The 23,126-nt window shown below is 66.8% G+C and carries 22 protein-coding genes and 1 pseudogene; 4 read left to right on the forward strand and 19 right to left on the reverse strand.

Annotated features, from left to right (window positions below; translation table 11 throughout):
- Positions 1–52 precede the first annotated feature (52 nt).
- Positions 53–851, reverse strand: a pseudogene (locus WEB06_13420) (TylF/MycF family methyltransferase).
- Between the two features lie 37 nt (positions 852–888).
- A complete protein-coding gene (locus WEB06_13425; GenBank protein MEX2556612.1) occupies positions 889–1,680 on the reverse strand; it encodes a DUF268 domain-containing protein in 792 nt (263 codons plus the stop codon).
- A gap of 59 nt (positions 1,681–1,739) precedes the next feature.
- On the opposite strand from WEB06_13425, the gene WEB06_13430 reads away from it, so the two are divergent.
- On the forward strand, positions 1,740–2,450 hold the full coding sequence (locus WEB06_13430; GenBank protein MEX2556613.1) for an FkbM family methyltransferase: 711 nt from the start codon (positions 1,740–1,742) through the stop codon (positions 2,448–2,450).
- On the opposite strand, the gene WEB06_13435 is transcribed toward WEB06_13430, so the two are convergent.
- The 7 genes from WEB06_13435 to WEB06_13465 form a co-directional block, all read right to left on the reverse strand.
- On the reverse strand, positions 2,444–3,307 hold the full coding sequence (locus tag WEB06_13435; GenBank protein ID MEX2556614.1) for a glycosyltransferase: 864 nt from the start codon (positions 3,305–3,307) through the stop codon (positions 2,444–2,446). The genes WEB06_13430 and WEB06_13435 overlap by 7 nt on opposite strands.
- Entirely contained in the window at positions 3,304–4,095 is a 792-nt protein-coding gene (locus WEB06_13440; protein MEX2556615.1) for a class I SAM-dependent methyltransferase, read from the reverse strand. Before WEB06_13440 ends, WEB06_13435 begins: the two co-directional genes overlap by 4 nt.
- A 31-nt stretch (positions 4,096–4,126) precedes the next feature.
- A complete protein-coding gene (locus WEB06_13445; protein ID MEX2556616.1) occupies positions 4,127–4,741 on the reverse strand; it encodes a hypothetical protein in 615 nt (204 codons plus the stop codon).
- Between the two features lie 164 nt (positions 4,742–4,905).
- Positions 4,906–5,832, reverse strand: coding sequence for a glycosyltransferase (locus WEB06_13450; GenBank protein ID MEX2556617.1), 927 nt, complete (start codon positions 5,830–5,832; stop codon positions 4,906–4,908).
- Positions 5,829–6,764: an NAD-dependent epimerase/dehydratase family protein gene (locus WEB06_13455; GenBank protein MEX2556618.1), complete on the reverse strand. Its 936-nt coding sequence runs from the start codon at positions 6,762–6,764 to the stop codon at positions 5,829–5,831. Before WEB06_13455 ends, WEB06_13450 begins: the two co-directional genes overlap by 4 nt.
- Before the next feature lie 31 nt (positions 6,765–6,795).
- Complete coding sequence (locus WEB06_13460) at positions 6,796–7,761, reverse strand: class I SAM-dependent methyltransferase (protein MEX2556619.1); 966 nt, start codon at positions 7,759–7,761, stop codon at positions 6,796–6,798.
- A gap of 13 nt (positions 7,762–7,774) precedes the next feature.
- Positions 7,775–9,508, reverse strand: a complete 1,734-nt coding sequence (locus WEB06_13465) for a glycosyltransferase family 39 protein (GenBank protein MEX2556620.1) — start codon at positions 9,506–9,508, stop codon at positions 7,775–7,777.
- A 68-nt stretch (positions 9,509–9,576) separates the two neighbouring features.
- Between WEB06_13465 and WEB06_13470 the strand changes: the two genes are divergently transcribed.
- Positions 9,577–11,100 carry a glycosyltransferase gene (locus WEB06_13470; protein ID MEX2556621.1) on the forward strand — a complete coding sequence of 508 codons (1,524 nt, stop codon included), beginning with the start codon at positions 9,577–9,579 and terminating at the stop codon, positions 11,098–11,100.
- Here the strand turns inward: WEB06_13470 and WEB06_13475 are convergent.
- On the reverse strand, positions 11,055–11,783 hold the full coding sequence (locus WEB06_13475) for a methyltransferase domain-containing protein (protein MEX2556622.1): 729 nt from the start codon (positions 11,781–11,783) through the stop codon (positions 11,055–11,057). The two genes, WEB06_13470 and WEB06_13475, sit on opposite strands and share 46 nt — an antisense overlap.
- A 15-nt stretch (positions 11,784–11,798) precedes the next feature.
- Here WEB06_13475 and WEB06_13480 point away from each other — a divergent pair, with 15 nt between their 5' ends.
- On the forward strand, positions 11,799–12,797 hold the full coding sequence (locus WEB06_13480) for a lysylphosphatidylglycerol synthase transmembrane domain-containing protein (protein MEX2556623.1): 999 nt from the start codon (positions 11,799–11,801) through the stop codon (positions 12,795–12,797).
- 9 nt (positions 12,798–12,806) lie between these two features.
- Here WEB06_13480 and WEB06_13485 read toward each other — a convergent pair whose 3' ends face one another.
- The 9 genes from WEB06_13485 to WEB06_13525 all read right to left on the reverse strand — a co-directional run bounded on the left by WEB06_13485 (position 12,807) and on the right by WEB06_13525 (position 22,848).
- Positions 12,807–13,658 carry a glycosyltransferase family A protein gene (locus WEB06_13485; protein MEX2556624.1) on the reverse strand — a complete coding sequence of 284 codons (852 nt, stop codon included), beginning with the start codon at positions 13,656–13,658 and terminating at the stop codon, positions 12,807–12,809.
- 9 nt (positions 13,659–13,667) lie between these two features.
- Positions 13,668–15,647, reverse strand: a complete 1,980-nt coding sequence (locus WEB06_13490) for a glycosyltransferase (GenBank protein ID MEX2556625.1) — start codon at positions 15,645–15,647, stop codon at positions 13,668–13,670.
- Between the two features lie 101 nt (positions 15,648–15,748).
- Entirely contained in the window at positions 15,749–16,486 is a 738-nt protein-coding gene (locus WEB06_13495; GenBank protein ID MEX2556626.1) for an ABC transporter ATP-binding protein, read from the reverse strand.
- Positions 16,486–17,328 (reverse strand): ABC transporter permease, encoded by an 843-nt coding sequence (locus WEB06_13500; GenBank protein MEX2556627.1) that lies wholly within the window; start codon positions 17,326–17,328, stop codon positions 16,486–16,488. Before WEB06_13500 ends, WEB06_13495 begins: the two co-directional genes overlap by 1 nt.
- 13 nt (positions 17,329–17,341) lie before the next feature.
- Positions 17,342–18,601 carry an ABC transporter ATP-binding protein gene (locus tag WEB06_13505; protein MEX2556628.1) on the reverse strand — a complete coding sequence of 420 codons (1,260 nt, stop codon included), beginning with the start codon at positions 18,599–18,601 and terminating at the stop codon, positions 17,342–17,344.
- Positions 18,601–19,500: an ABC transporter permease gene (locus WEB06_13510; protein ID MEX2556629.1), complete on the reverse strand. Its 900-nt coding sequence runs from the start codon at positions 19,498–19,500 to the stop codon at positions 18,601–18,603. The genes WEB06_13505 and WEB06_13510 overlap by 1 nt, the downstream gene beginning before the upstream one ends.
- Positions 19,501–19,536: 36 nt before the next feature.
- Positions 19,537–21,117, reverse strand: coding sequence for a glycosyltransferase family 39 protein (locus WEB06_13515; protein MEX2556630.1), 1,581 nt, complete (start codon positions 21,115–21,117; stop codon positions 19,537–19,539).
- Positions 21,114–22,124, reverse strand: a complete 1,011-nt coding sequence (locus tag WEB06_13520; protein MEX2556631.1) for a glycosyltransferase family 2 protein — start codon at positions 22,122–22,124, stop codon at positions 21,114–21,116. The genes WEB06_13515 and WEB06_13520 overlap by 4 nt, the downstream gene beginning before the upstream one ends.
- Before the next feature lie 28 nt (positions 22,125–22,152).
- Positions 22,153–22,848, reverse strand: coding sequence for a PIG-L family deacetylase (locus WEB06_13525; protein MEX2556632.1), 696 nt, complete (start codon positions 22,846–22,848; stop codon positions 22,153–22,155).
- 49 nt (positions 22,849–22,897) lie between these two features.
- Between WEB06_13525 and WEB06_13530 the strand changes: the two genes are divergently transcribed.
- Positions 22,898–23,126, forward strand: a 229-nt coding sequence (locus WEB06_13530; GenBank protein ID MEX2556633.1) for a methyltransferase, incomplete at its 3' end; no start/stop codon positions are given.

Here is a 23,126-nt window from a genome sequence, read left to right on the forward strand (position 1 = left end):
ACCACGGCCGCAGGCAAGCCGAATCCGGCCACGCTCAGGGAGGAACTTCGGTCTAGTGGCTGCGGCGCCAGTAGACACCGGTCCAGTCGATCTCCTGCAGCGGCTCCGAAATCGCGTGCTCGGCGCGATAGTCGTCGACGGCCGCGCCGCACCCTGGCAACGCGTAGTCATCAACGATTACGAACCCTCCGGCGCAGACCTTAGGATAGAGCGCACTCGAGCGCCACGATCGTGGACTCGTACAGGTCGCCGTCGAGGCGCAGGACGGCGAGCCGCTCGAACGGCGCCGTCGGAAGCGTGTCGCGAAACCAGCCTGGCAGAAAGCGAACTTGCTCGTCGAGAAGCCCGTAACGCGCGAAGTTCGCTTTCACTTCCTCGAGGCTTACGGCCAGCTCGTGAAAGGTCCAATGCGTGTCTGCAGCGTCCGCTGGGAAACGTTCCGCATCGGGCTTGGGCACCCCCTCGAACGAGTCGGCCGCCCAGACCACGCGCGAGGTGTCGCCGTAGCTGGCGAGAATTGCCCGCATGAAGATGACCGCACCCCCGCGCCACACACCGGTTTCGATCAGGTCGCCCGGCACCTGCTCGCGGATGACGGTCGCGACGGCGTGCTCGATGTTGTCGAGTCGCTCGAGGCCGATCATGGTCTCGGCGTGCGCCGGCCAGTCTCGTCCGCGTGCGCGAAGATCACGATCGAACGCCTGCGGTTGCCCGTGCGGATCCCCGGGGATCAATGTCTCGTCCTCGAACGCCAGGCGGGTCAGTGTCCGCTTGAGCAGATCGAGGTACAGGCGCCTCGCGACGACCTCGCTCCCGTGCTGTAGCGTCGGGCTGACCACGAAGCGTCGCATTCTATGGCGACGCGTGCGGGCGTCGCCGTGAGCGCGCTCATCGCGGCCGGCGAAAGGCGAAGAGCCCACAGCCGTAGTCGAGGTCCCCGGCTGCATCGACCGCCGCGTCATGAACCAGTCGATAGTCGTCCCCGATCAGGGAGAACTCCTCCAGCTCGAGTTCCGGGAAGTAGCCGAGGATCTGCCGTGGCGCGTGAATCCGGTGCGCGTTGAAGCAGACGCGCGGCCGTCCAACCGGCACGGAGAAGTACAGTCGCCCCTTGTTCGCGAGGATGCGCTGGAGCTCAGCGCACGCGCGCTTTGTCCCGTCGACGGCGAGGTCATCCCCGTACCGGCCGAGGCCGACGTGCTCCGCCACGTGGAGACAGGACAGCGACGGTATCGACCTGTCGGCGAATGGAAGTCCTCGCAGCAGATCGCCAGCGAGGGGATGGAGGTTGGCCAGCGCCACGGGAAAAGGCCGAATGTCGACGAACGCTACTGGGACGATCACGGAGAGCATGCCGACGAACGTGATCTCGGACCCGACATCGACGTGCTCCTCCGGCTGATGAGCTGCGATCCGCTCGGCGGCCCAGACGGCCTGGTGGAAGTAGTGCGGATCGTAGGGCGTCGTGGGGGTGCGGTCGAAGAGACATGGATAGCCATCCTCGAACCGCAGCGGCTCGGCTCCAGGAAGGCGCGAGTAGGCGCGCCAAGATTCGAGGAAATGCCGGTACTCGCGTACCGTCGCAAGGCTTTGGTGTGCCGGCAAGAGCGGGGCGGCCCACCGGCGCAGAGGGCCGTGGAGTTGCCGTGCGCGTCGCCTGAGCGTGCTGAGGGGGTTCATCGGCCCGCGGGCATGTTAGGGAGGTTGACCGCAGCCGGCGATCCTGGCACCGTGCCCGCGTGGGTCTTCGCTCGGCTCTCGAGGCGGCCGGTGCGCGTCGCCGTCGAGCCGCGGCGTTGCGTTTCTACCGCGCCCTCGTACCGCCCGCCGGGCTGTGCTTCGACATCGGCGCGAACGTGGGTGAGCGGACCGACCTGTTCGTCGCTCTCGGCGCGCGCGTCGTTGCCGTCGAGCCGCAGGCGAGCTGCGCGGCCATGCTTCGTCGCCGCTTCGGCGGGCGCATCCACCTCGTGGAAGCGGCGTTGGGACCAGCGCCGGGCGAGGCCGAGTTGCTCGTGGCCAGTTACCACACACTCTCGAGCCTCTCGCCGGAGTGGGTCGAGGCCGTGCAGGAGAGCGGTCGCTTCGCCGACTTCGCATGGGACGAGCGCGAGGTCGTGAGGATGACGACACTCGACGATCTCATTCGAGAATTCGGTGTGCCCGACTTCTGCAAGATCGACGTCGAGGGATACGAGCTCGAGGTCGTACGCGGGCTCTCACGGCCGGTTCCGGCGCTCGCGTTCGAATTCACGTTTGAGCGGTTGGACTCACGGCTGGCTGCGGTCGAGCACCTCGCAAGTCTCGGAATGACCCGCTTCAACTTTTCGTACGGCGAGTCGCTCAGGTTTGCGCTCGACGATTGGGCCGGCGTCGACGAGATGTTCCGTTTCCTCGATTCGACGCCAAGGAGCATCGACACGTTCGGAGACGTCTACGCTGCTCAGTGAATTAGGCGGCGCCTTCGCAGGTGGATAAGCAGGGACAGCAATCGCCGTTGCGGGACGACGTCGGGCGGAACGTCGCTGCTCGAGCGAACACCATACTTTTCGAGCAGATTCCCGAGAAAGACGAGCTCGCGGTAGCGCGGCGGGCCACGCCGGTGCTTTCGATAGAGATAGAACCACTCGAAGAGGTCGACCTGAGGATCGCTCTCCGCCTCGCGCGTGACCTGGTGTGACGCACCGGTAGTGACGTTTACGAGCGCTCTGGGAGTGAACGCGAAACAGCCGCCGTCGAGAATCCTGACGTAGAAATCGATGTCGACGACCCAACGAAGCCTTTGGTCGAAGAGCAGCCCAGCCGACCGACGATGGATCGTGGCGCTAGGGGATCCGATCCAATTCCCGAGCAAGAGAACGGTCGGACGACGGCGAATCTCTTCCAGACGGTCGTCGCTGGGACGATGGACAAACAGAAGAGCCCCGTCGGCTCCACAGGCGTTAGAGGCGCTGAACCCGAACGCCGCACGCGGGTTGTCGTCGAGGAGGGCGACGAACTCTCCGAGCGCGTGCCGGTCTGCGAACCAGTCGTCGTGGTGGAGGAGCTTGACGTACTCGCCTCGAGCGAGCCCGATCGCGTCGTTCCAGTTTTCCGGCGAACCCCTCCGGTCGCGGTTCCGGCGGTAGCGAATCCCTCCCGGCCGGCGCTGCTGCTCGACGATGCGCTCGATCGAATCGTTGCGGGAGTCATCCGTCACGACGATCTCGTAACTCGAGAACGTCTGCTCGGTCACCGAATCGAGTGCACGCCGGAAGTACTCCGGTTGCTCGAACGCGGGAATGCAAACGGAGACCTTAGGAGTCACCGGAGCCTCGTCTTGACCCGGGCGAGCCGCCACCGCAAGTACTCACCGGGCGTCAACCGCTCACCGAACGTCCTACGCTCAGTAGCGACGTCCTCGCGCGTCAAGACGAACAAGAACTGGTATGTGGAAGCCAGCTCGTCACGCAGCAGCCGGAGCATCAGCCGGCCATCAGTCTGAATGTGATGCAGCGGCATTTCCGTCTTGAGGAGATCCCGCTGTAGCAGGTAGAGGCTCTCGACGTTCATCCCAAGCTCGGCGATGAGTTGCTCAAGCGTGGAAAGCGTGAAGAAGCGCAGATGCGTCCGCTCGAGAATCCCGGAATCGACGTAGTCGAAACGGCCTTTCAGTAGTGCCAGCCGCACGGCTCCAAACGCTACGTTCGGCGTGTCGATCACAATCCTCGTTTCGCGAGGTAGGCCGTCGGTCAAGCGGCGGAGGAAAGCGAGTGGGTCGGCGACGTGCTCGATCACGTCGGCCAAGACGACGAAGTCGTAGCGGTTCGGCAGCGGCTGGGGCAGATCCTCGGCTCGGGATTGGTAGAGATGACGATAGTGGGGGGCGGCAATTGCCGCCGCATGCTCGTTTGGCTCGACGCCGTCTATGACGACCTCTCTGTTCATCGCGTGCAAGACGCGAGGCAGGAGTCCGCTGCCGGCACCAACGTCGAGGACTGAGCTACCACTCGGGATCATCTTCGCGATCCGGTGCAGGGGGCCCGCTTCGTCACGCAGCACATATCCCACGGTTTCCGGGGGGAGGTCGAAAGTGGAGTCCGGCCTTGTGAACATGATTAGCGATGCTCGGAGGCGATTTCCACTATCAGGCCGCCGGGGAAAAGACGAACGAGATCTCCTGATGCGGTGATCGGACGGCTGAGAAATCCATCTTCCGCACATCAATCCGCTCGCCGGCAAGAAAGCGGTCGTTCAGCGCATCCGCGGTACCGAGGTCGCCGTGCCGATTGACGTTCGTCTCGTTTACGAGGTTGGCCGGAATGCTGACAACGACGCTGTGTCGGAACGACGCCATTCTCGGGCCTGCGTCCGGATTGAAGTACTGCAGGGCCGACTCAAGGGTGTTCGGGTTCGTAAACTCAGCACGCGCCAGCCAATCGCTAACTTCGTCGGTGCGAAAGACGTGTCCGTTGACGGCGAGTGGGTAGCTGAATTCCCCGGCGACCTGTGAGCGCCAGTCCCAGGCGACGCGATCACCGACCACCGATGCGCCCACTAGGCGCTGCTCCACGTCGAGAGAATAGGAATACGTGACGTTCAGCCCAAGGCGAAGGCTGAAGCACACGTCGTTGTCACGTAGCTCGAAAGCGCCAGGCGTCCGGAAATAGACGTCGTCGTCCGTATGAAACACGGTCATGGCTGCTTCACCGACCAGGCGGAGAAGATCCTCTCGGAACCGCGCCTCACGGACCCAGCGCACGTCGGCGTGCTCCGACTGAAGCTCCGCATACGCCTTCTCGTGGCGACCGGAGGTGGTCCGGTAGAGGATCGCGACACTCGTGAAGAGCTCGCTCCCATGGCACGAGACGCTCGTGAGGAACGCGTCGAGCTGCATGGCACGGTCTCGAGAGAAGACGATGCAGTTCACGCGACCTTGCTGCTTCCAACCCGCGATCGTCCAACGTCTGCAAGCAATGACGCCGATCTGCGAAACCCGATCTCCGGGGCGAATCGGGTCACGACTACTACTGCATCGCGCCACTGCCGCAGCGCGACGAGCTCCCTCACCGTTCCCTGTGCGACCTGCATCAGGAACCAGCCGCGGTCGACCTCCGCGAGCGTGGCGCGCGCGCGGCGTTCGACCTCGTCGAACGGCACATCGGGGTCGCCGCCGGCCGCTTGCGCAAGGTGAACATAGTAGAGCTGCTCCCACTTCCGGCTGAGGGTCATGCCGTCGACCGAGAAGCGGTATCGGAGCAACGGCTGCCCCACGTTGGCGAGCTTGTGCGTGCGGGCCAGCCGCAGCCACAGGTCGTAGTCCTCGGCATTCTTGAACTCGCCTCGATACCCGCCTGCCTCCAGTACGACGATTCGCCTGAGCATTACCGACGGGTGGTAAAGGCAGTTCTCGCGGGGCAAGATCTCGGCGATTTCCTCGGGTTCCGTGGGTAGACGGATCAGCCGGTCGTGGTCAGGACGCGCACCCATGTGGAAAACCCAGCTTCCGGCCACCGCGACCTCGGGATGCGCGCCGAGGAATTCCGCCTGCACGCGCAAGCGCTGCGAAAGCGCCTCGTCGTCCTGATCGATCCGCGCGACGAGCTCATAGCGCGCGCGTTCGAGACCCTCGTTGAGAGTTCCGGCGAGCCCGACGTTGCGCTCGTGAACGACCGCCGTCACGCGAGCGTCGCGCCGCGCGTACTCGCGGACGATGGCGGCCGATCCGTCCGTTGAGGCATCGTCGACCAGGAGCAGCTCGAGCTCCGGGCCATCCTGGCGCAAGATCGAGTCGACCGCTTGGCGCAGCGTTCGCGCCCCGTTGTAGATGGGAAGCAGGACGGTGACGCTCACAGAGCGGCCACGGCTTGCTCGCACATCGCCCGCAGACCAGTCTCGAACTCGACCTTTGGCCGCCAGCCGAGCTCTTGCCGTGCTTTGCCTATGTCGAGCACGATCCAGGCAGGGAGGCGGCGTGAGTCGGTCGTCGGCGGCTCGTAGATGACCTCCGCGTCGACCCCGGAGAACTCGTGCAGAAGTGCGAGCACGCTGCGGACCGATCTCCCCACGCCGCTTCCGACGTTGTAGACGTCGAAGCCTTCCCGACGTGCGACCGCGAGCTCGAACATCCGCATCACGTCGTCGAGGTGGACGAAGTCTCGCACGTTGTCGGCATCGCCGAAGATCCGAACCGGGCCGCCCTCCAGGATCTGCGACAGCGCGACGCCAATAAAACCCTGAAGTCTCTGCCGTGGCAGGAGGACGCCGTAGGGGTTGCCGATCCTGAGGACGGTTGCGGTGATCCAGCCCTCGTGCGTCGCGAGTCGGAGGTAGTGCTCACCCATGAACTTCTGGATCCCGTACGACGTCGTTGGCTCGACCGGGCTGGCCTCGGTGAGCGGCCGCCGGCCTTCAACGCGGTACAAGGCCCCACCCGTGCTCGCGTAGATCACATGCGGCCTCGTCCCAGCGTCACGAATCGCCTGGATCAACGTGAGCAGTGGAACTATGTTCATTGCCGCATCGCTCGGAAGATGCTGGTTCGACGTATACGGCGTGTTCGTGTGCGCGAGATGCACGACCGCGTCGAGGCCGGCGACGAAGGCCACACAGTCCCGATACGAGGAGAGATCGCCCTGCGTCCACTCGATCCGGGGATCTCGTGGAAGAGCAGGCGCGATCGTGCGTGTCAGCGCCCTAACCTCTGAATCCTGAAGATCCGCGAGGCGTCTGACCAGAAGCGATCCCATGAATCCGGTCGCGCCCGTGACACCGACCGTCGACATCACACTTGCCTGCAGCGACTACACCCGACGTTCATGAGCGACGCGGACGGACTCGACCCGCCGCTCGCGCCAAGCGTAGTGCTAGGCGGAGCGCCCACCGCAGCGACGTTTGTTCGAGCGTGCCGGCTTGACCGACAGCTCTCGCAAGCGCCGCCTGAAGCTCAGCGATTTGCCGGTCGCGTTCGAGGAGCTGAGCTTCTCTCTCTCGCGCGGTGACCTCCCAAGCGTCGCGCTGCTGCGCGGACCAGTCCGAGATTCTCCGGAGCTCTCCGGTCCAGGCGTGCTGTTGAAGGATCGTGCGATCTTGCTCCTCGACCATCCGCTGCCACCGCGTTCGCTCGTACCACCAACTATCGACTACCTCACGCTGATCCGCCGAGAGGCCAGGAACGACGGCGAGAATCGTTCGCATGAACGGCGCCAGATCGTTTGAGCGGGTCAGCCCCAGGTGTCCCCTGAGGCCCATCGAAGCCATGAAGTGCGCGAGCTCAGCGCCCGTCCACTCACGCGCGTGCGCAGGGTTGGCAGGCGGCCCGAGGTGTCCGTCCTTGTTCAAGGCACGATCAGGCGTGGCGAGCACGAAGGCCGCCGCGCCCTTCTCTAGGGCGTCCGAGACGAGGGCCAGCAGCTCTTCTGGGTTTACCAGACGCTCCAACAGGTTCTCGCAGACCAGTACCGCGCCCGTGAGATCCGGAACGTCGAGGGAGTCGTCGTTCTCGAGATCGATCTCGACCCAGGTGCCGAAGTCGTAGCGCTCCCGACAGACCGCTATGTTCGAAGGGGTGTCGATGCCGATTATCTCGAAGCTCGGATGAAGCGCCGCAAGCCTCTTCCCAGTGCCGCAGCCCACACCGACTATGCACCGCGCACCGAGTCGCGTCGCGAGTGACGCCGACTCCGGGTACACGGCCGGCAGCCAGAAGCCCTCGTCGTCCTCACGGACTGGATCGTCCGGCTCGAGGCGCGCCTGGTAGCCCTTTGGCAGGCAGTAGTCCATGGAGCGGCCGATGCTAGTGGCTGGCGTTGACAGCACGGAAGATGACGAGACCGGTGCTGCGGCTTCCCGGCACGAGCTCGAAGTCGGGACTTCGCACGACGCGATCGAAGATCGCGACGTTCACCCTGTTGAAGGCGTCCGCCCGAGCAACGGCGGCAGCCTCGGTCGCCGGAAGCGGGTTGCTCGGGTTGCCGTAGTCGATGGCGATGTAGAAGGGCGGGTCCGTATCGCGCACTCGGTCCCATGCCGCCTCCGGGTCCTGCTCCGCGTAGCCGAGCGCGGTGTAGTTGCAGAGGCGTCCGCTCCTCCCGGCGAAGCGCCGGTGGGCGAGGAACGTAAGGGTGTTGTGGTTGAGCCATGGATGGTCGGCCCCGACGATGCTGATGCGGCCGACTTGAGCATCCGTGCACGTCTGCGTGACGACGTCGTCGAGCGCGCGGGCGAAGCGTGCGTCACGGACGGGTTCGTCGACCGGGTACGACGCACGGAGCGCGCCGGGCGCATGGCCGAAGCTCTGCAGCGTGACGACCGCGAACTGGACGACGGCGAGGGCCCCGGCGAGCACGACGAGCGTCCGGCGACGACTGACCGCGACAGCCAGCGCCACCGGCACCGCTACCAGCGGAACGAGCGGAAGGAGGTATCGCATCTCCTGATTCGGCTGCGACGCGAAAGCTGCGAGCACGACGAGCACCGCCGTCCCGCAAGCGGCACACGTCACCACACGAGGATCGCGAATCCGGATCCGCGGGCCTGCGGCGGCGAGAGCGACGATCGCGAGACCGCCCGCGACGATCCACGCAAACGGAATGAAGGCAGCATTCCCCAACCGCTCGACCCATTCAGGAAACTGGCGAACGAAGCCGCGGTCGACTCCATACAAGCCCGTGTCGGCCGACGCATTACGCGCGTGGTCCAGCGCCGTGTCGAGGTTGACCCGGTACCACGCAAGGGCGCCGAGGACGAGGAGCAGCGAGATAGCTCCCGAGCCGAACACTGCGACCCGGTCGCGCCTGCGTCGTTGCTGCGGGAGCATCTTGCGGTGAAGTGCGAGAAGCACCACTGCGCCGAGGGCAAGCGGGGCCATGTATGCCGGCGAAGAGAGCTTCGCGAGCATCCCCAACGCGATTGCTCCCGGCAGCTGGGCGAGCGTGAGGGACGCCGGGCTGTACGCAGCGCCGGCGAGGATGAGCAGTAGCCATGTGACGGCGACGGTCTGTGCGGGCTCGGCGAAGTACTCATGGCTCAGCGAGACGAAGAGCGGCGAGGCACCGACGAGGAGCGTCGCCAGAACCGCAGCCGGAGTGCCGTCCAGCCGGCGCACGGCGAGGTACACGAGGCTCAACGAGGCCGCCTGGCACACCACGATGGAGAGGAGGAGCGCGCGGGCGTCCTCGCCGAGGGTCTCGCCGAGGGGAACGAACAGCTGGCCCAGCCACGCCACGGCAGGCGGCTTCAGGCCGAAGGCGTGAGTCATCGACCCCGGCCAGTGGACGGGATCCGTACTGAGCGTCGCCCAGAGATCGACGGACACCGTGCCGTACCAGGCGGGATCCCACGGCCAGATTGACCGGTCGAGCGCGATCCAAACGAGCGACGGCGCCACGAGCGCGACCGGGAGCCAGAGCGGGAGCCATCGGCGAGCGACACTGACGACGGTCTTCGTGCTCGCGGCGCCCCGATGCGGATCGGCGAGGTGCGGGAGCCCGGACGCGAACGGATCGTTCGTCGTGCTGCGGGCGGCCACGCGGCCCAGTGTAGAGAGGGGGGTCGCCGGGGTCCGACCGGAGGTCCGGTCGCTACGATCACGCGCGCATGCTGAGTGCGAGAGTGAGCCGGCAGCTCGATCCGTCGAGTGAGGTCGCGGGTCTCGAGTACGCGGACGTCGCAACGTACTTCGACGCGTTCGCGCCGGTCGAAGCGCGCTGGCGCCGCAGGAACGCGACCTATCACCGGCTCGTCGAGCGGATCTGCCGGAGCATGGTGCCGGAGGGACGGAAGGTGCTCGAGATCGGGTCGGGCGGGGGCGACCTTCTCGCCGCACTGCAGCCGTCGGTCGGCGTCGGCGTGGACGTCAGCCCGGCGATGGTCGAGCTCGCGAACAGCCGCTACCCCGGCCTGCGCTTCGAGCTCGGCGCGGGCGAGACCACGAAGCTGGACGAGACCTTCGACTACGTCGTCCTCTCGGACGTCTTCCCGTACGTGCACGACCTGCTGCGCCTGCTCGAGAACGTGCGCCAGCACTCGCACTCGCGCACACGCGTCGTGATCAACTCCTACAACCCGGCGTGGCGTCCATTCCTCGGGTTGGCCGAGCGTCTGGGGCTCAAACCACGGAAGCCGATCCGCAACTGGGTCTCCCCGGGCGACATCCGCAATCTGCTCGAGCTCGCGGGGTTCGAGGTCGTGTCGGCGAGCACGCGGATCCTCGTGCCGAAGTCCGTGCCGCTGCTCACGCACTTCCTCAACACGGTCGTGGCGAACATCTGGCCGTTCACGCGTCTGTGCGTCAGCTACTGGATCGTCGCGCGACCGTCGCCCGAGCCTCTCGGCGAGCTCGGAGTGTCGGTGGTCTGCGCGTGCCGGAACGAAGCCGGCCACATCCCGCAGATCGTCGAACGCCTGACCTCGATGGGCACCTCGACGGAGCTGATCTTCGTCGAAGGTGGCTCGACCGACGACACGCGAGCCACCATCGAGCGCGAGATCGACGAGCATCCCGAACTGGACATCTCGCTGCTGACGCAGCCGGGGAAGGGAAAGGGCGACGCCGTCCGCATGGGGTTCGCGGCGGCGAAGCACGACGTGCTCATGATCCTCGACGGCGATCTCACGGTGCAGCCGGAAGACCTGCCGAAGTTCTACGACGCACTCGTCGCGAACCGCGGCGAGCTGATCAACGGGTCGCGGCTGGTCTACGACATGGAGCGCGGATCGATGCGGTTCCTGAACATGCTCGGGAACAAGGCGTTCTCGCTCCTTTTCCGCGCGATCACCGGCCAGCACGTCAAGGACACGCTGTGCGGGACGAAGGTGCTCCACCGCGACGATTACGGCGCGATCGCGGCCGGACGCTCCTTCTTCGGGGAGTTCGATCCCTTCGGCGACTTCGACCTGCTCTTCGGCGCGGCGCGCCTGAACCTCAAGATCGTCGATCTACCCGTGCGCTACGGCGCGCGTACGTACGGAACGACGAACATCAGCCGCTTCCGCCACGGCCTCCTACTGCTGCGCATGACGCTCTTCGCGTACTCGAAGTTCCGCGTCCAGATCTTCCGGCGCCCTCGCGGCGATCAGCGCCGCTCGAGCACCACCAGGCAGCGAAACGCAAGCAGCTGAGCCGCGGGCCGAAGCGCCCGCTCGAGCACAGACAGCGGCCGGTACAGGAACGCCGGTAGCAACGCGGGACGGGTGAACCCTCCCGAGAGCGGATAGACGAGGAACGAAAAGCGCTCGTCAGCGACGATCGGGAGGCTCGGCCAGCGGCGCAGGTATTGGTCCCGGTGGCGGTAGAAGACGAGCGTCGCGCGGGCCTGGTTGGAGTCGAGCGCCGTGGCGCCCGTCTGCGCGTCGCGCTCAAAGGCGAGTGCAGCCAGGTCGGTCCGCTCGTGGTGGAACCGCCGGTACACGGGCGTGGATAGCGGCGAGCAGTACGGGTCGACGATGACGACCCGCCCGCCGAGCCGCAAGACGCGCGCCGCCTCGTCGAGGAAACGCGCAGGGTCGGGCACGTGGTGGAAGACGTCGAGCAGCACGAGGTTCGCGATCGTGCCGTCCTCGTAAGGCAAGGCTTCCGCGTCTACGACCGCCTCAGCCCAACGAGTGGGCTCGACGTCCGTCATGACGGCGTCCGGCTTGAACGCCTTGAACTTCCCGATCCCCGAGCCGAGCTCGACGGTCGGCCCCGGGACACGGCTCAGCCGGCCGACGATCCGGTGGTAGAAGCCTGCGTACTCGCGACGCACGAGCGGTCGCTCCTGCCAGGCGCGCTCCTGCCGATCGAGTGTGCGCTGTAGGTCCACTACGCTCCGGCTCGAATGGCGATGCGCCGCCGACACGCAGCACTCCTCGTTGCGGGAACCGCTGTCTCGGCGCTCTTCGCGGCGGCGGCGATCCGCGATGTCCAGCTTGACCTCTTCGTCTCGAGCATCCGCGAGATGAAGTATCTCTGGCTCATTCCGGCGCTCGCCTGCCTGGCGGCGGCGGTGGTCCTGCGGGCGCAGCGCTGGCGCCTGGTGTTCGTGCCGCAGTCGCGCCCACCGTTCAGCGCGGCGCTGCGTTCGCTTCTCATCGGCCTGTTCTTCAACCAGATCCTGCCCTTTCGAGCCGGCGAGGCCGCTCGCGTCGTGGCCCTCGGTCGGGAAGCGGGGACGTCCCGCGCCGAAGCGGCAGGCACTGCGATCGTCGAGCGCGTCTTCGACGTCCTCGCTCTCTTCGTGCTCCTGTTCGCCGCCTGGTTCTTCGTCCCGGAGGTCAGCTGGATCCGGGCGGCCGCGATCTTCGCGCTGCTGTTCTCGGTTGGTCTCGCTGTCATGATCGTCGTGCTCGTCATCTTCGGCGACAGCCTTCTCAGGCGGGGGCTCGCGCCCCTCGCGATCTTCCCCGGTGTGACGCGACAACGAATCGACGCAGCAGCCGAGCGCCTGTCGATGGGGCTCCGCGCGTTGCATCGCCCGTCGCTCGCGGCCGGCGGCTTCCTGCTGACCGTCCTGTCATGGCTCGTGGTAGCCATCTCGTACCTCTGCGTGTTCGAGGGGTTCGGCCTCGAGGTCGGCTTCGCCGGCGCAGTCGTCGCCGTTGTCGCGACCAACCTGGTGCTCGTGATCCCGTCCCTCCCCGCAGGACTGGGCGTGTTCGAAGCCGCGACGATCGCCGCTCTTCAACCGTACTCGATCGACGACTCTCAGGCCCTGGCGTGCGCGGTCGTCCTGCATGCGGTGAACTTCTTCCCGTACTTGATCGCTGGCGTCGTCGCCCTCCGCAGCCACACAGTCGTCACGGGGCACCGGGTCACGTTTGGCACGACCGACGCCTGACACGTCCCGCTATGCCTCCGTGCGCACGCCCAGCCAGCCGCAAACGCGGCCTCTCGCAACCGCGAGGTAGAAGCGCGCCCGGGCCGGCCGCCCGGCGAGCAGGTTCAAGAGCGATGCGCCACACGAGCGAACGACGCAATAGGTCGCGAACCACCAGGGCAGGCGGTTCTTCCTGAGGGCGCGGCCGAAACCCGCGCCGTACTCGTACCCCTGCCGAACGTCAGGACGGGACGTGTGCTCGCGCTTCTGAGGGTGGTGCACGTGCAGCGAAGGGTCGTAGAAGACGCGACGGCCCGCGTTCACGGCACGCGCCACGTAGTCCAGGTCTTCGCCCGCGCGCCACGGCGTGCTCGTGCCCACACCGAGCGTCTCGTCGAACGGACCTACCTCGTCGAGCACCGGGCGCCGCAGGAAGAGGGTGTACGAGCCCACGCGACCCCAGAGGTTGTAGGCGGTCATCGCGCCGGCCTCGGTGTCCGCGCGCCCGGCGGACTGCCGCCCGAGCTCGTCGACGGGACGCACCCCGAGACCGTCCCATTTCGGATGCGCCGCGAAGAAGTCTGCGACGCGCTGCAGTAGATCCCGCGGATACCAGCAATCGTCGTCGGGGAACGCGACGATATCGGCCGCGAGGTGCGCGAACGCGGCGTTGCGAGCTCGGCTCAAGCCCGGCTGCGAGCGTAGGCGGACGATCTCGAACGCCTTCTCGAACCCCACGAGTACCGGGGCGAGTCGCTCGTCGGAGTTCTGGTCGACGACGAGCAGACGGAAATCGCGATATGACTGCGCCTCCAGAGCCCTGAGAAAGCGCACAACGTCCTGCGTTCTTCCGACTGTCGCGAGAACGAGGTCGAAGCGCACCGCGACGATTCAGCTCCGGGGGAAGAGCGCGTGGAAGACCCGGTCCTTCAGCGGCTCCAGCCAGTGCAAGCCGAGCCTCAGTCCGAAGCGGTAAACGGGCATTCCCACGGCGTTGAGCACCCTGTAGACAATGTGCCGGAGACGCCACGAGATCGGTCCGAACGACGAGCCCGCGGACGAGTCCCAACGAGCCGTGCGGACGGCTTCGTGCGCCGAATCTCGCGCCGCGCGTGAGGTGGGGGGTACGCGCGGCGTCGATGCGGCAACCTCGATGGCGCGCCCCAGTAGCGCCTCCATCCGGTCTCCCATCCGCTCCGTGGTGAAGTCGCTTTCGATTCTCGCCCGTGCGGCGTCGCCCATCGCACGGCGGGCGCCCGGATCCTCAATGAGCCCGGCAAGGATCTCCGTGTAGCGAAGCACTTCCTCGTCCTCGCTGCCGGGCGGGATGAGAACTCCGCAGCCCGGAGCCACGAGCTCCCGCTGGCCACCGACGTCGGCCCCGACCACTGGCACGCCCTCGGCCATCGCTTCGTAGAACACGGCGGAGATTCCCTCGTATTTGGACGGAAGAAAAACACAGTCGGCGACGGACATCAGCTCGCGAACGCGTTCGTTCGGCTGGTAGCCAAGGAACCGGATGTCCAAGCCGTGCCTGCCGGCGAACGCCTCCAACCAACCGAGGTACGGCCCGTCGCCGACAACGATTGCCTGGAACGCGTGTCCTCGGCTGCGCAGCTCATTCAGGGTCCTCGCGAAGACTGCAGGCTGCTTCTCGCCCGTCAGTCGACACGGATAGAGGATGATCGGCTTTTGCTCTGGCAAGCCGAGTTCCGCACGAGAAGATCGCCCGTTGTCATGCCGCGGTGTCGTCCCGATGTAACAGACCTCGATTCGGTCGGGTTCGGCGCCCCGCTCCATCATCCACTCCTTCAGCGCGGTCGAGGACGTGATCTGAAGATCGAGGCACTCCCGCCTGTCGACGCTGAGTCGCGGATAGCCGCCATCGAGCCACCCCTCGACGACGGAGTGGCAGTAGTCGACGATTGCGACTCCCCGCGCTACCCGCCGGAGGTATGGCAAGGCGGTGTACGCGAACATGGAGTTCGAGATCAGCACTGCGTCCGGCTGCCGTGAGCCGATGAGGTAGCTCAGGAAACGCGGATAGTCGTTCGGTTCCAAGAGGAGCGGAAGGCTGAACACGTCCGGTGTCAAGCGGGCGATCCGTGGGAGCCATGGATTTTCGCTGCGAAGCGTCGTCACGACGGTCGTCTCCCAGTCGCGCTGCCTCAGTTGAGAGACGACATCGACGCTGAATTTGTCGGCGCCCCCCGTCGTGACAAACGGAACGACCATGAGGAGTCGGGGTCTTGTCTTTCCGAGCTTGTTTTCGAACGGCTTCGAGCTAAGCTCGATGCGGCGTGTTGTCTGGCTGCGCCTGGCCCTCCGGTTGCCGGGTGTCGATGGCGACCCAGCCGCACGGTGGGTGACGCGCGACCAGTGCAGGTACTCCGGAAGGGTCGCGCGGCGCGCATGCGTCTTTCTCAGCGCGTCGCGCCGAACGACGCCGGCCCAGCTGCCCAGACCGGCACGGACATCGAGGTCGCCGGGATTCCCGCTCTGAACGAGCGCTTCATCCGGAATGGACACGCGGTAGCTTTCCACGCAGTCATATGCATGATGGCTGGTGAGGAACCACAGCCACTTCTCAGCGGCCGTCGGTTCCAGGAGATCGCCGGCCGGAAGGTGCAGGACGAACGCAGACCGTGCCTGTCGCAACGCGGCGTGAGGGTTGTCGATCACACGCATCCTGGACCCCAGGTCGCATTCGTCGACCAAGCGGTGGACATCGTCGCCGCACGATGCGTCGACGGCAATCAGCCACTCCCAGTCTTGGAACGACTGCGCGCGCAGCGAGCGAGCAGTCTCGATGAACAGGCCTCTGTCGCCGGTGTATGGAGTCACCACCGAGAGCGACGGTTCCGGTCGCATGCCCCTAGAGCGGTATGAGAACGCAGGCCGGTCACCCGCGACCGGACTGCTGCCGAGATCGCGATGAGCCCGGTCGATCACGATCGGCCCGTCGCCCGGCCCTACCTGACCGCCAAACGGTCGTGGTAGAGCCGGCTGACAGCATCAGGATCTCCGACCATCTGGACGACGCCATTTTCAAGCAGCAACGCGCGGTCGCAAAACCGACTGGCGAGGATGAGATCGTGGGTCACCAGGACAATCGTCTTCCGCTCCTCCTTGAACCGCTCGAACGTCGCGAAGCACTTCTCCTGGAACGCCTCGTCGCCGACGGCCAGCACTTCGTCGAGGAGTAGGACGTCGAACGGTATCTGGATTGCGATCGAGTACGCGAGGCGCACGAGCATTCCCGAGGAATAGTTCTTCAGCTTCTGGTCGACGAAGCGCTCGAGCTCGGAGAAGGCGAGGATGTCGTCGAACCTCTCTTCGAGCTGGCGCTTGGTGAGGCCGGCGAGGGTGCCATTCATGCGGATGTTGTCGCGGGCGGTGAGCTCCGGGTTGAAGCCGACGCCGAGCTCGATGAACGGCGAGAGCAACCCGCCCACGCGAACAACACCGGAATCGGGGACGTAGATGCCAGCGAGGATCCGGAGCAGCGTGCTCTTGCCGCTCCCGTTGGGCCCGATGACGCCGAAGAACTCGCCCTCTTCGACGGAGAACGTGACGTCTTTCAGCGCGTCGTTCCGTTCGTAGGTCGTGCGGCGGAACGGATGCGTGAAGTACTCCTTGAAGAACATCCGCTGCTCGTGCGGGATCCGGAATGACTTGGAGACTCCGATGACCTCGATCGCCTGCGTCATCAGAGCCTCTCGGCGAAGTAGCGGCCCTCCCGTCTGAAGAAGACGAGAGCCGCGACGAAGACGAGCGCGACGATGGAGAGGGGGATGAGTCGCCCGCCCGCGCCGGCAAAGACCTCCGACACCGTCAGATCGTTGGGGCCGCTCGCGCCCCCGAGCACGACGTGGCGAATGTCCTGCATGACCTGGACGAAGGGATTGAGAAAGGCGACCTTCTGCGCCCAGTCGGGAAGGATGCCGATCGGGTAGAAGATCGCAGAGGCGAAGAACAGGAGCTGCGCCACGAGCTCCCACACCTGGCCGACGTCACGAAAGCGGACGTAGAGCGCGCTGAGCAGCAGGCCCAAGGCGATCGTGAACACGTAGAGCTCGGCGAGCAGCGGGACGACGAGCAGCCACTCGATCCGCGGGTCGAGCCCCTGGATCGCCGCGAAGACGGCGAACGCGGACACGTTCATGCAGAAGGTGATGCCGATCGCAACGGAGGCCGCGAGCGGGATCATGACCGGCGGAAACGACAGTCGACGCAGGGTCGCGCCGCCCTGGACGATGGAGGGGAGCATGGCCGTCACGGCATCGACGAAGAACAGGAAGAGCAGGATCCCGATCAGAAGGAAGAGCGTGAAGTCCTCCGTCTGGTTCGCGGTCATCAAGAGGTGGGCGAAGACGAGCCAGAGCACACCGAAATACGCGAGCGGCTTCACGAGCGACCAGACGTACCCGAGAGCGGCATCGGAGTACTTGGCCTTGAAGTCGATCGCGCCGATGACGCGCAGGACGCGGAGGTAGTAGGCGACGCTCTTCGTGGCTACGGCTCCCGGCGACGGGTACGAAGACGTGCTCACTGAGCAGGACAGGTCATGTGCGCGGTTCGACGGTCCAGTCGAGGAGCGGTCGCACGACTCCACGCCATTGCCCGGTGAACGTCCCGCGCGACGAATCGCCCTCCAGCGGGTCCTGCACGTGGAATGACGCCGCCTCGTAGACGCTGACGTGGTGGTTGAGCTTGGGCGAGTCGATCGAGCACACCGCCGCGTCGACTGTGACGAGGCCCTCGTTCAGGAAGTTGGCAGGGATCCACGCCGTCGCGACGTAGTCACCCGGCGGCGAGGGGTCGCGCCAGCGCTGGTCGACGTCCATCGCGTTGAAGATGATCTGGCTCCCTCCCGCGAGCTTGATCTTGGGAAGAACCGGTGGGCCGTCGCGAAGGACGCTGAAGGCGAGCTCGATCCCGACAGGCTCGCGAACGTCCACGAAGTCGGCGGTCTCTCCGTTCGCCCGAGTGATACGCACCGAACGGAGCCGTACGAGGTCGTCCCCGGGCGCGCTTCCGTCCTCCCAGCTTCGGCTCGAGCTCGTGCCGGCGACGGTCTGCAGGTAGCGGGCAACCACTTCGTTGCTCGGCCCGTCCATGGCGATACGGCCGTCCTCGAGCAGGAGCGCTCGGTCGCAGAGCTGCGCCACCGCCTGCATCTGATGCGACACGAACACCACCGTGCGGCCCGTCGCGCCGATGTCCTCCATCCGGCCCAGGCAGCGGGCCTGGAACTCGGCATCCCCGACGCTGAGCACCTCGTCGACGAGCAGGATCTCCGGCTCGAAGTGCGCAGCGACGGAGAAGGCCAGTCGCACGTGCATCCCGCTCGAGTAGCGCTTGACCGGCGTGTCGAGGAACTTCTCGACGCCCGAGAACTCGGCGATCTCGGGCAGTTTCGCGCGGATCTCCCGGCGCTTCATCCCCAGGATGGCCCCGTTCAGGTAGACGTTCTCGCGCCCCGTCAGCTCGGGGTGAAATCCGGTCCCCACCTCGAGCAGGCTCCCCACCCGGCCCCGGATCTCGGCGCGGCCCGCAGTCGGCGTCGTGATCCGAGTCAGGATCTTGAGGAGCGTCGACTTCCCGGCGCCGTTGCGCCCGATCACGCCGAGCGTCTTGCCCTCCTCGAGCGCGAACGAGACGTCCTCCAGCGCCCAGATCTCGTCGTACCCGCGGTGGTGCTCCTGCCCCGTTAGGCGCTTTGCGACGTGCGACATCGACTCCCGCAGTGTCCCGTACGCAGCCTGCAGCTCTCCGATGCGGTAGCGCTTCCAGAGCCCGTCGACGTGGACTGCGACGGCCATCAGATCGTGTCCGCGAACTTCGGCTCGGTGGAGCGGAAGACGGTCAGGCCGACGAAGAACATCGCCAGGGCCACGCTCACTCCGACGGCCGACTGTGCCAAGTCCGGTTGGACCGCATCGACCACGCACCACCGCCAGCCGCTCACAACCGTGGTCATCGGGTTGAGCGAGAGCACCCACTGCCACTTCGTGGGCAGCTCCTGCACCTCGTAGATGACACCCGAGACGAGCGGCAGCACCGGCAGGAGCACGGGGATCACGTAACGCACGTCGCGATACCGGACGTTGAGTGCGGAGAGGAAGAACCCTGCCCCGAGCGCGGTGAGGAGCGCGAGGGATAGAAACGCGGGTGCGAGGAGGATCTCCCATCCGTGCGGCCAGCTCTCGTAGACCCACATCACGACGACGAGCACAGGCAGACCGACAATGAGGTCAACCATCGGCACGATCACAGCAGCGAGCGGCAGCAGAACCCGCGGAAAATAGACCTTGGTCACGAGTGCGAGGTTGTTCGCGAGGCTCATGCTCGAGTTCATCAGCGACGAGACGAAGTACTGCATCGGCAGCACTCCGGCGACGACGAGCACGGCGTAGTGCAGTCCTCCGTCGGGGAAGTCCGCGAACTTGCCGAAGACGATGATGTAGATGAGTGCCGTGAACGCCGGCACGAGAATCGCCCAGGCGACCCCGAGGAAGGTCTGCTTGTAACGGACGACGACGTCGCGCCAGACCAGGGTCTGGAGCAGCTCGCGGTAGTGCCAGAGCTCGGCCACGTCGAGACGCGGCCAACGCGACGAGGGCTTGATGACGAACGTCCGGTCGGATCGAGCTTCCTGCTCCACCGCCGGCGGCGCTATGGGCGTAGGGGCGTCCGAGACCTCGAGCTTGCTGGCGTTCACGTGGTCGATGCTAGCCCGCATCGAGGACCGCGGGCCTCATTCGCGCTCGCGCCGCTCCCCGGCGATCGCGCCGAGACCCGTCACGATGAAGGCGGGATAGAGCGGGAGCGCGAACTCAGGCGCGACGCCCTGGGACGCCGCGTGAACCAGGAGCACGAGACCCGCGCAGGCCCAGAGGGTGACGATCGTCCTCCAGCCCCTCGGGCGCCGGAAGGCGAGACCGGCGACGCCGAGCGCGATCCAGAACGGCGGTCTCGGGAACCGGGGGGTGACACGGTTCAGGAGCTCCGTGACGACGTCGACGCCGTCCCGAGCCGGCAGCTCCGCGTCCCAGGCGCGCACCTGCCGCACGATCTCGCGATACCGCTCCTGCCGCTCCGCGTCGGGCCAGACGAGCGAGGGCTCTCCGAGAACGCACGAGTCGATGTAGTCGGACGCGCACCAGACGAACCCGTACGGCACGCCCTCGACGAGGACGTACGCCTGCGGGTTCGGGAAGACGACCCCGTCCGCCTCGACGGTCGGGGACGGCGGCTCGGGAGCTGTCTGCTCGCGCCGCACGACTTCCTCGCGCAGCGGCGCCTGCACGAGGAACTCCCAGAACGTGTCGGCAACACCTCGGAAGTACGTGCCCGGGTGCTCGCGGATAGCTTCGACCGCAGATTCGAAGAGGACGCCGTAGTTCTCGTGCCGTCCGTACACGCGGTCGGAAAGGGCGATCAGGCGCACGACCTCGTAGTTCGAGCCGTGTGACAGGTACGCGTCGAGGGGCACGTCGAGGCGCGCGTGCGGATCCTTGGCAAGCACCTCCCGCTCGATCAGCTCCGCGAGGCGCCGCGAGGCCGCGCCGTTCTCGGGCGAGATCGTCCCATCCGCGAGGAAGACCCGTAGGAACGGCACCCACGCGCCCCCGCCGCGCGCGACGGTCGGCTCGTCGTAGCGGACGGAGTTGTGCGTCGCCCAGATCGCGAGAGGCAGGAGCGCCGTCAAGAGACAGACCAACGACCACCGGAACCGCCGCTTCCACGCGACCGGCACCAACAGGGGCACGAGGATCGCGGGCAGCAGGGCCTGGTTGGCCGGCCGGATGAGCACGAGCACGGCGATGCCGGCGCCGAGCGCGGCGAACCTCGCGGTCGAGGGCCGTTGGTACGTCCGGGCGAGAAGCAATGCCCAGAGGGCGAGCCCGGTGGCGAAGACCGCGTCGCTCGAGGCCTGGTGGAAGAGCGTCGCGTAGGGCGGGTAGACGATCAGCAGCGCAGCGGAGAGGAGCGCGGGGAGCCTCCCGAATGTGAGAGCCGTCGCGCTCCACGCGACGATCGAGGTCGCATAGAGAACGCTGAGCACGGCCTCGAGGAGCGCGCTCCCGCCGAGATCCATGGGGACTCCGAGGACGATCGGGGTGAGCGGCGTCCGGAACACCTGGAGGAAGTCGAGCGGGGGGTCCGAGTCGAAGAGCTGGAGGTAGAAGGCGAGGTAGTCCCAGGTGTCCCGCCCTTTCGCAAGCGGCCAGCCGAGCGCGTCGAACCAGAAGCCGACGACCGCGAGCAGGAAGAGGACGACCGCCGCCTTCCGCGTCGGGACGAATGCGTCGAGGCGATCCCAGGCGCGCCTCACGAGCGGAGGCTCCGGACGGCACCGCGCACGCGGGTGAGCGTCCCGCGCTCGAGCGCCCCCACCCTGCTTTCGAGGTCCTCGATGCGCGCACCGAGAGCGAGGGCGAAGTCGGACTCGTCGAGCGCGCTCGACTCGGCCGCATACGCCGCGCCGGCGGTGACGTCCGGCCGGCCGAAGTCGCTTTCACGCGACCCCGACGTGAGCCTACGCAGGACGTGCCGCAGCCGGGTGTCCGACGCGAGCGTTCCGTCGCGGAGTCCTCGTGCGAGCGCGTCGTCGTCGACCACGAGCGGTGCGTAGAACTCCTCGAGCCGGCCTGCCTTCCAGGCGCGGTACGCGTCGCCCATGTGATTCGGGATCCCCTTCTCCGCGTTCTTCTCGAGCGCGACGAACTGCGTCACGTACTTCCGCACGCAGTGCTCGAGCGAGCGCACCGGGAAGTGGAGGATCTCGATCGGGTACCACCCGCGCAGCGGAAGCAAGCCGTCGCCGAACGCCTCGTGGTTCCCTCTTCCGATACGGACGTCCGGGACTCCGCGATGAGCCGACTTCGAGTGGGTGCTGAGGGGGTGGTGATGGAAGGCGGGGGTGCCGAGCCGCACGGTCATCCGCTCGAAGAACGGGCGGTCGTCGTCGAGGCGCGGGACGAAGTTGCGCCACGCGCCGCGGACGACGCCGTACCGCGGCGGCACGGCCGAGAGCACCTCCTTCAGCCCCGATCCCTGCGGCCACCAGAACTCGTCGGCATCGGTGTTGAGCACCCAGTCGGCCTCGTGCTCGGTCGCCGCGAGCTGTGCCATGCGCGTGACCCACTCCGTCTGGCGCAGGTCGTCTCCCGGCTCCCGGATGAGATGAAGATGCCCCTCGCGGGCGTGGCGCTCGAGGATCTCGGTCGTCCCGTCCTCGGAGCGGTTGTCGGTCGCGACGACGAAGTCGACGCCCGCGTTCAGATGGAATGCGATCTGCTCGTCGACGATGTCAGCCTCGTCGCGGACGAGGAGGGTCATGACGAGCTTCATCGCCCGCCGAGAGTAGTCATCGCACCCACGAGACATGCTCGCTTCGGAGCAGCGTGTGCGGCCCCCGCCGCAGGCCGCTCAGACCGAGCAGCGCGAGCTGCGAGCGGTACTGCCGAATCGCCTTCCACTTCGCGAGCCGGTCGCGCAGCCCCACCGCGACGGGCTCGAACGACGCGGGTGGCCCTCCCCCGGCCCGGCGCGAATACGGCTGCTCGGCGTAGAGCCCGAGCCGCTCGCAGCCGAGCGCGCCCCGGTCGTCGAGCACGCGCGCGAGCCACTCGTGGTCGGGATGGCTGAGCGGGTAGCCGGGGGCGAGCAGCTCGTCCGCTCCGTCGGCGGCGACCCGGACCGCCTCTCGGACGCTCGCCTCGTCCCCGTGCCGCTCGTAGTCGACGCTCCCGAACGGGAGCCAGACGGGGACCGCCCCGAGGATCGCGCACGCCCGCCGATCCTCCTCGCGCCGCGCGCGCGCTGCCTCGCCCTCCGTCGCGAAGCCGCCGCGGCGGTCCCAGCCGCGGGAGGGCGCATCCGAGTCGGGGTCGCAGGCGAACACGGTGAGGATCTCCACCCGCGCGCCGTCGCGCGCCCACGACGCGATCGCGGCGCCCAGGGAGAGGACGGCGTCGTCGAGGTGCGGCGAGAGGACGACGATCCGCTTGGCTCGGCTGGGGTCAGGCTTCAGCCTGACCCCGATCTCGGGTTGCGACGTCAAACCGAGGTCAGGCTAAAGCCTGACCCCACGCGCCGTATGATCCGCTGTCTTGGCCGGCTGGCGACGATTCGTGCCCGCTTCGGTGCGGACCCGCCTGCGTCCGGTGCGACGCGCGTACGTCGACTGGCGCCGCCGGCGCCCGGTCGATCTGGGCGACCTCCGCCGCGTCACGCCGATCGACCCGAACTGGGGCTTCGAGCGCGGAACGCCGATCGACCGCGTATACGTCGAGACCTTCATCAGCGCACACGCCGCCGATATCCGCGGCCGCGTCCTCG

The organism is Actinomycetota bacterium (assembly GCA_040905475.1).
Lineage (GTDB): Bacteria > Actinomycetota > AC-67 > AC-67 > AC-67 > DATFGK01.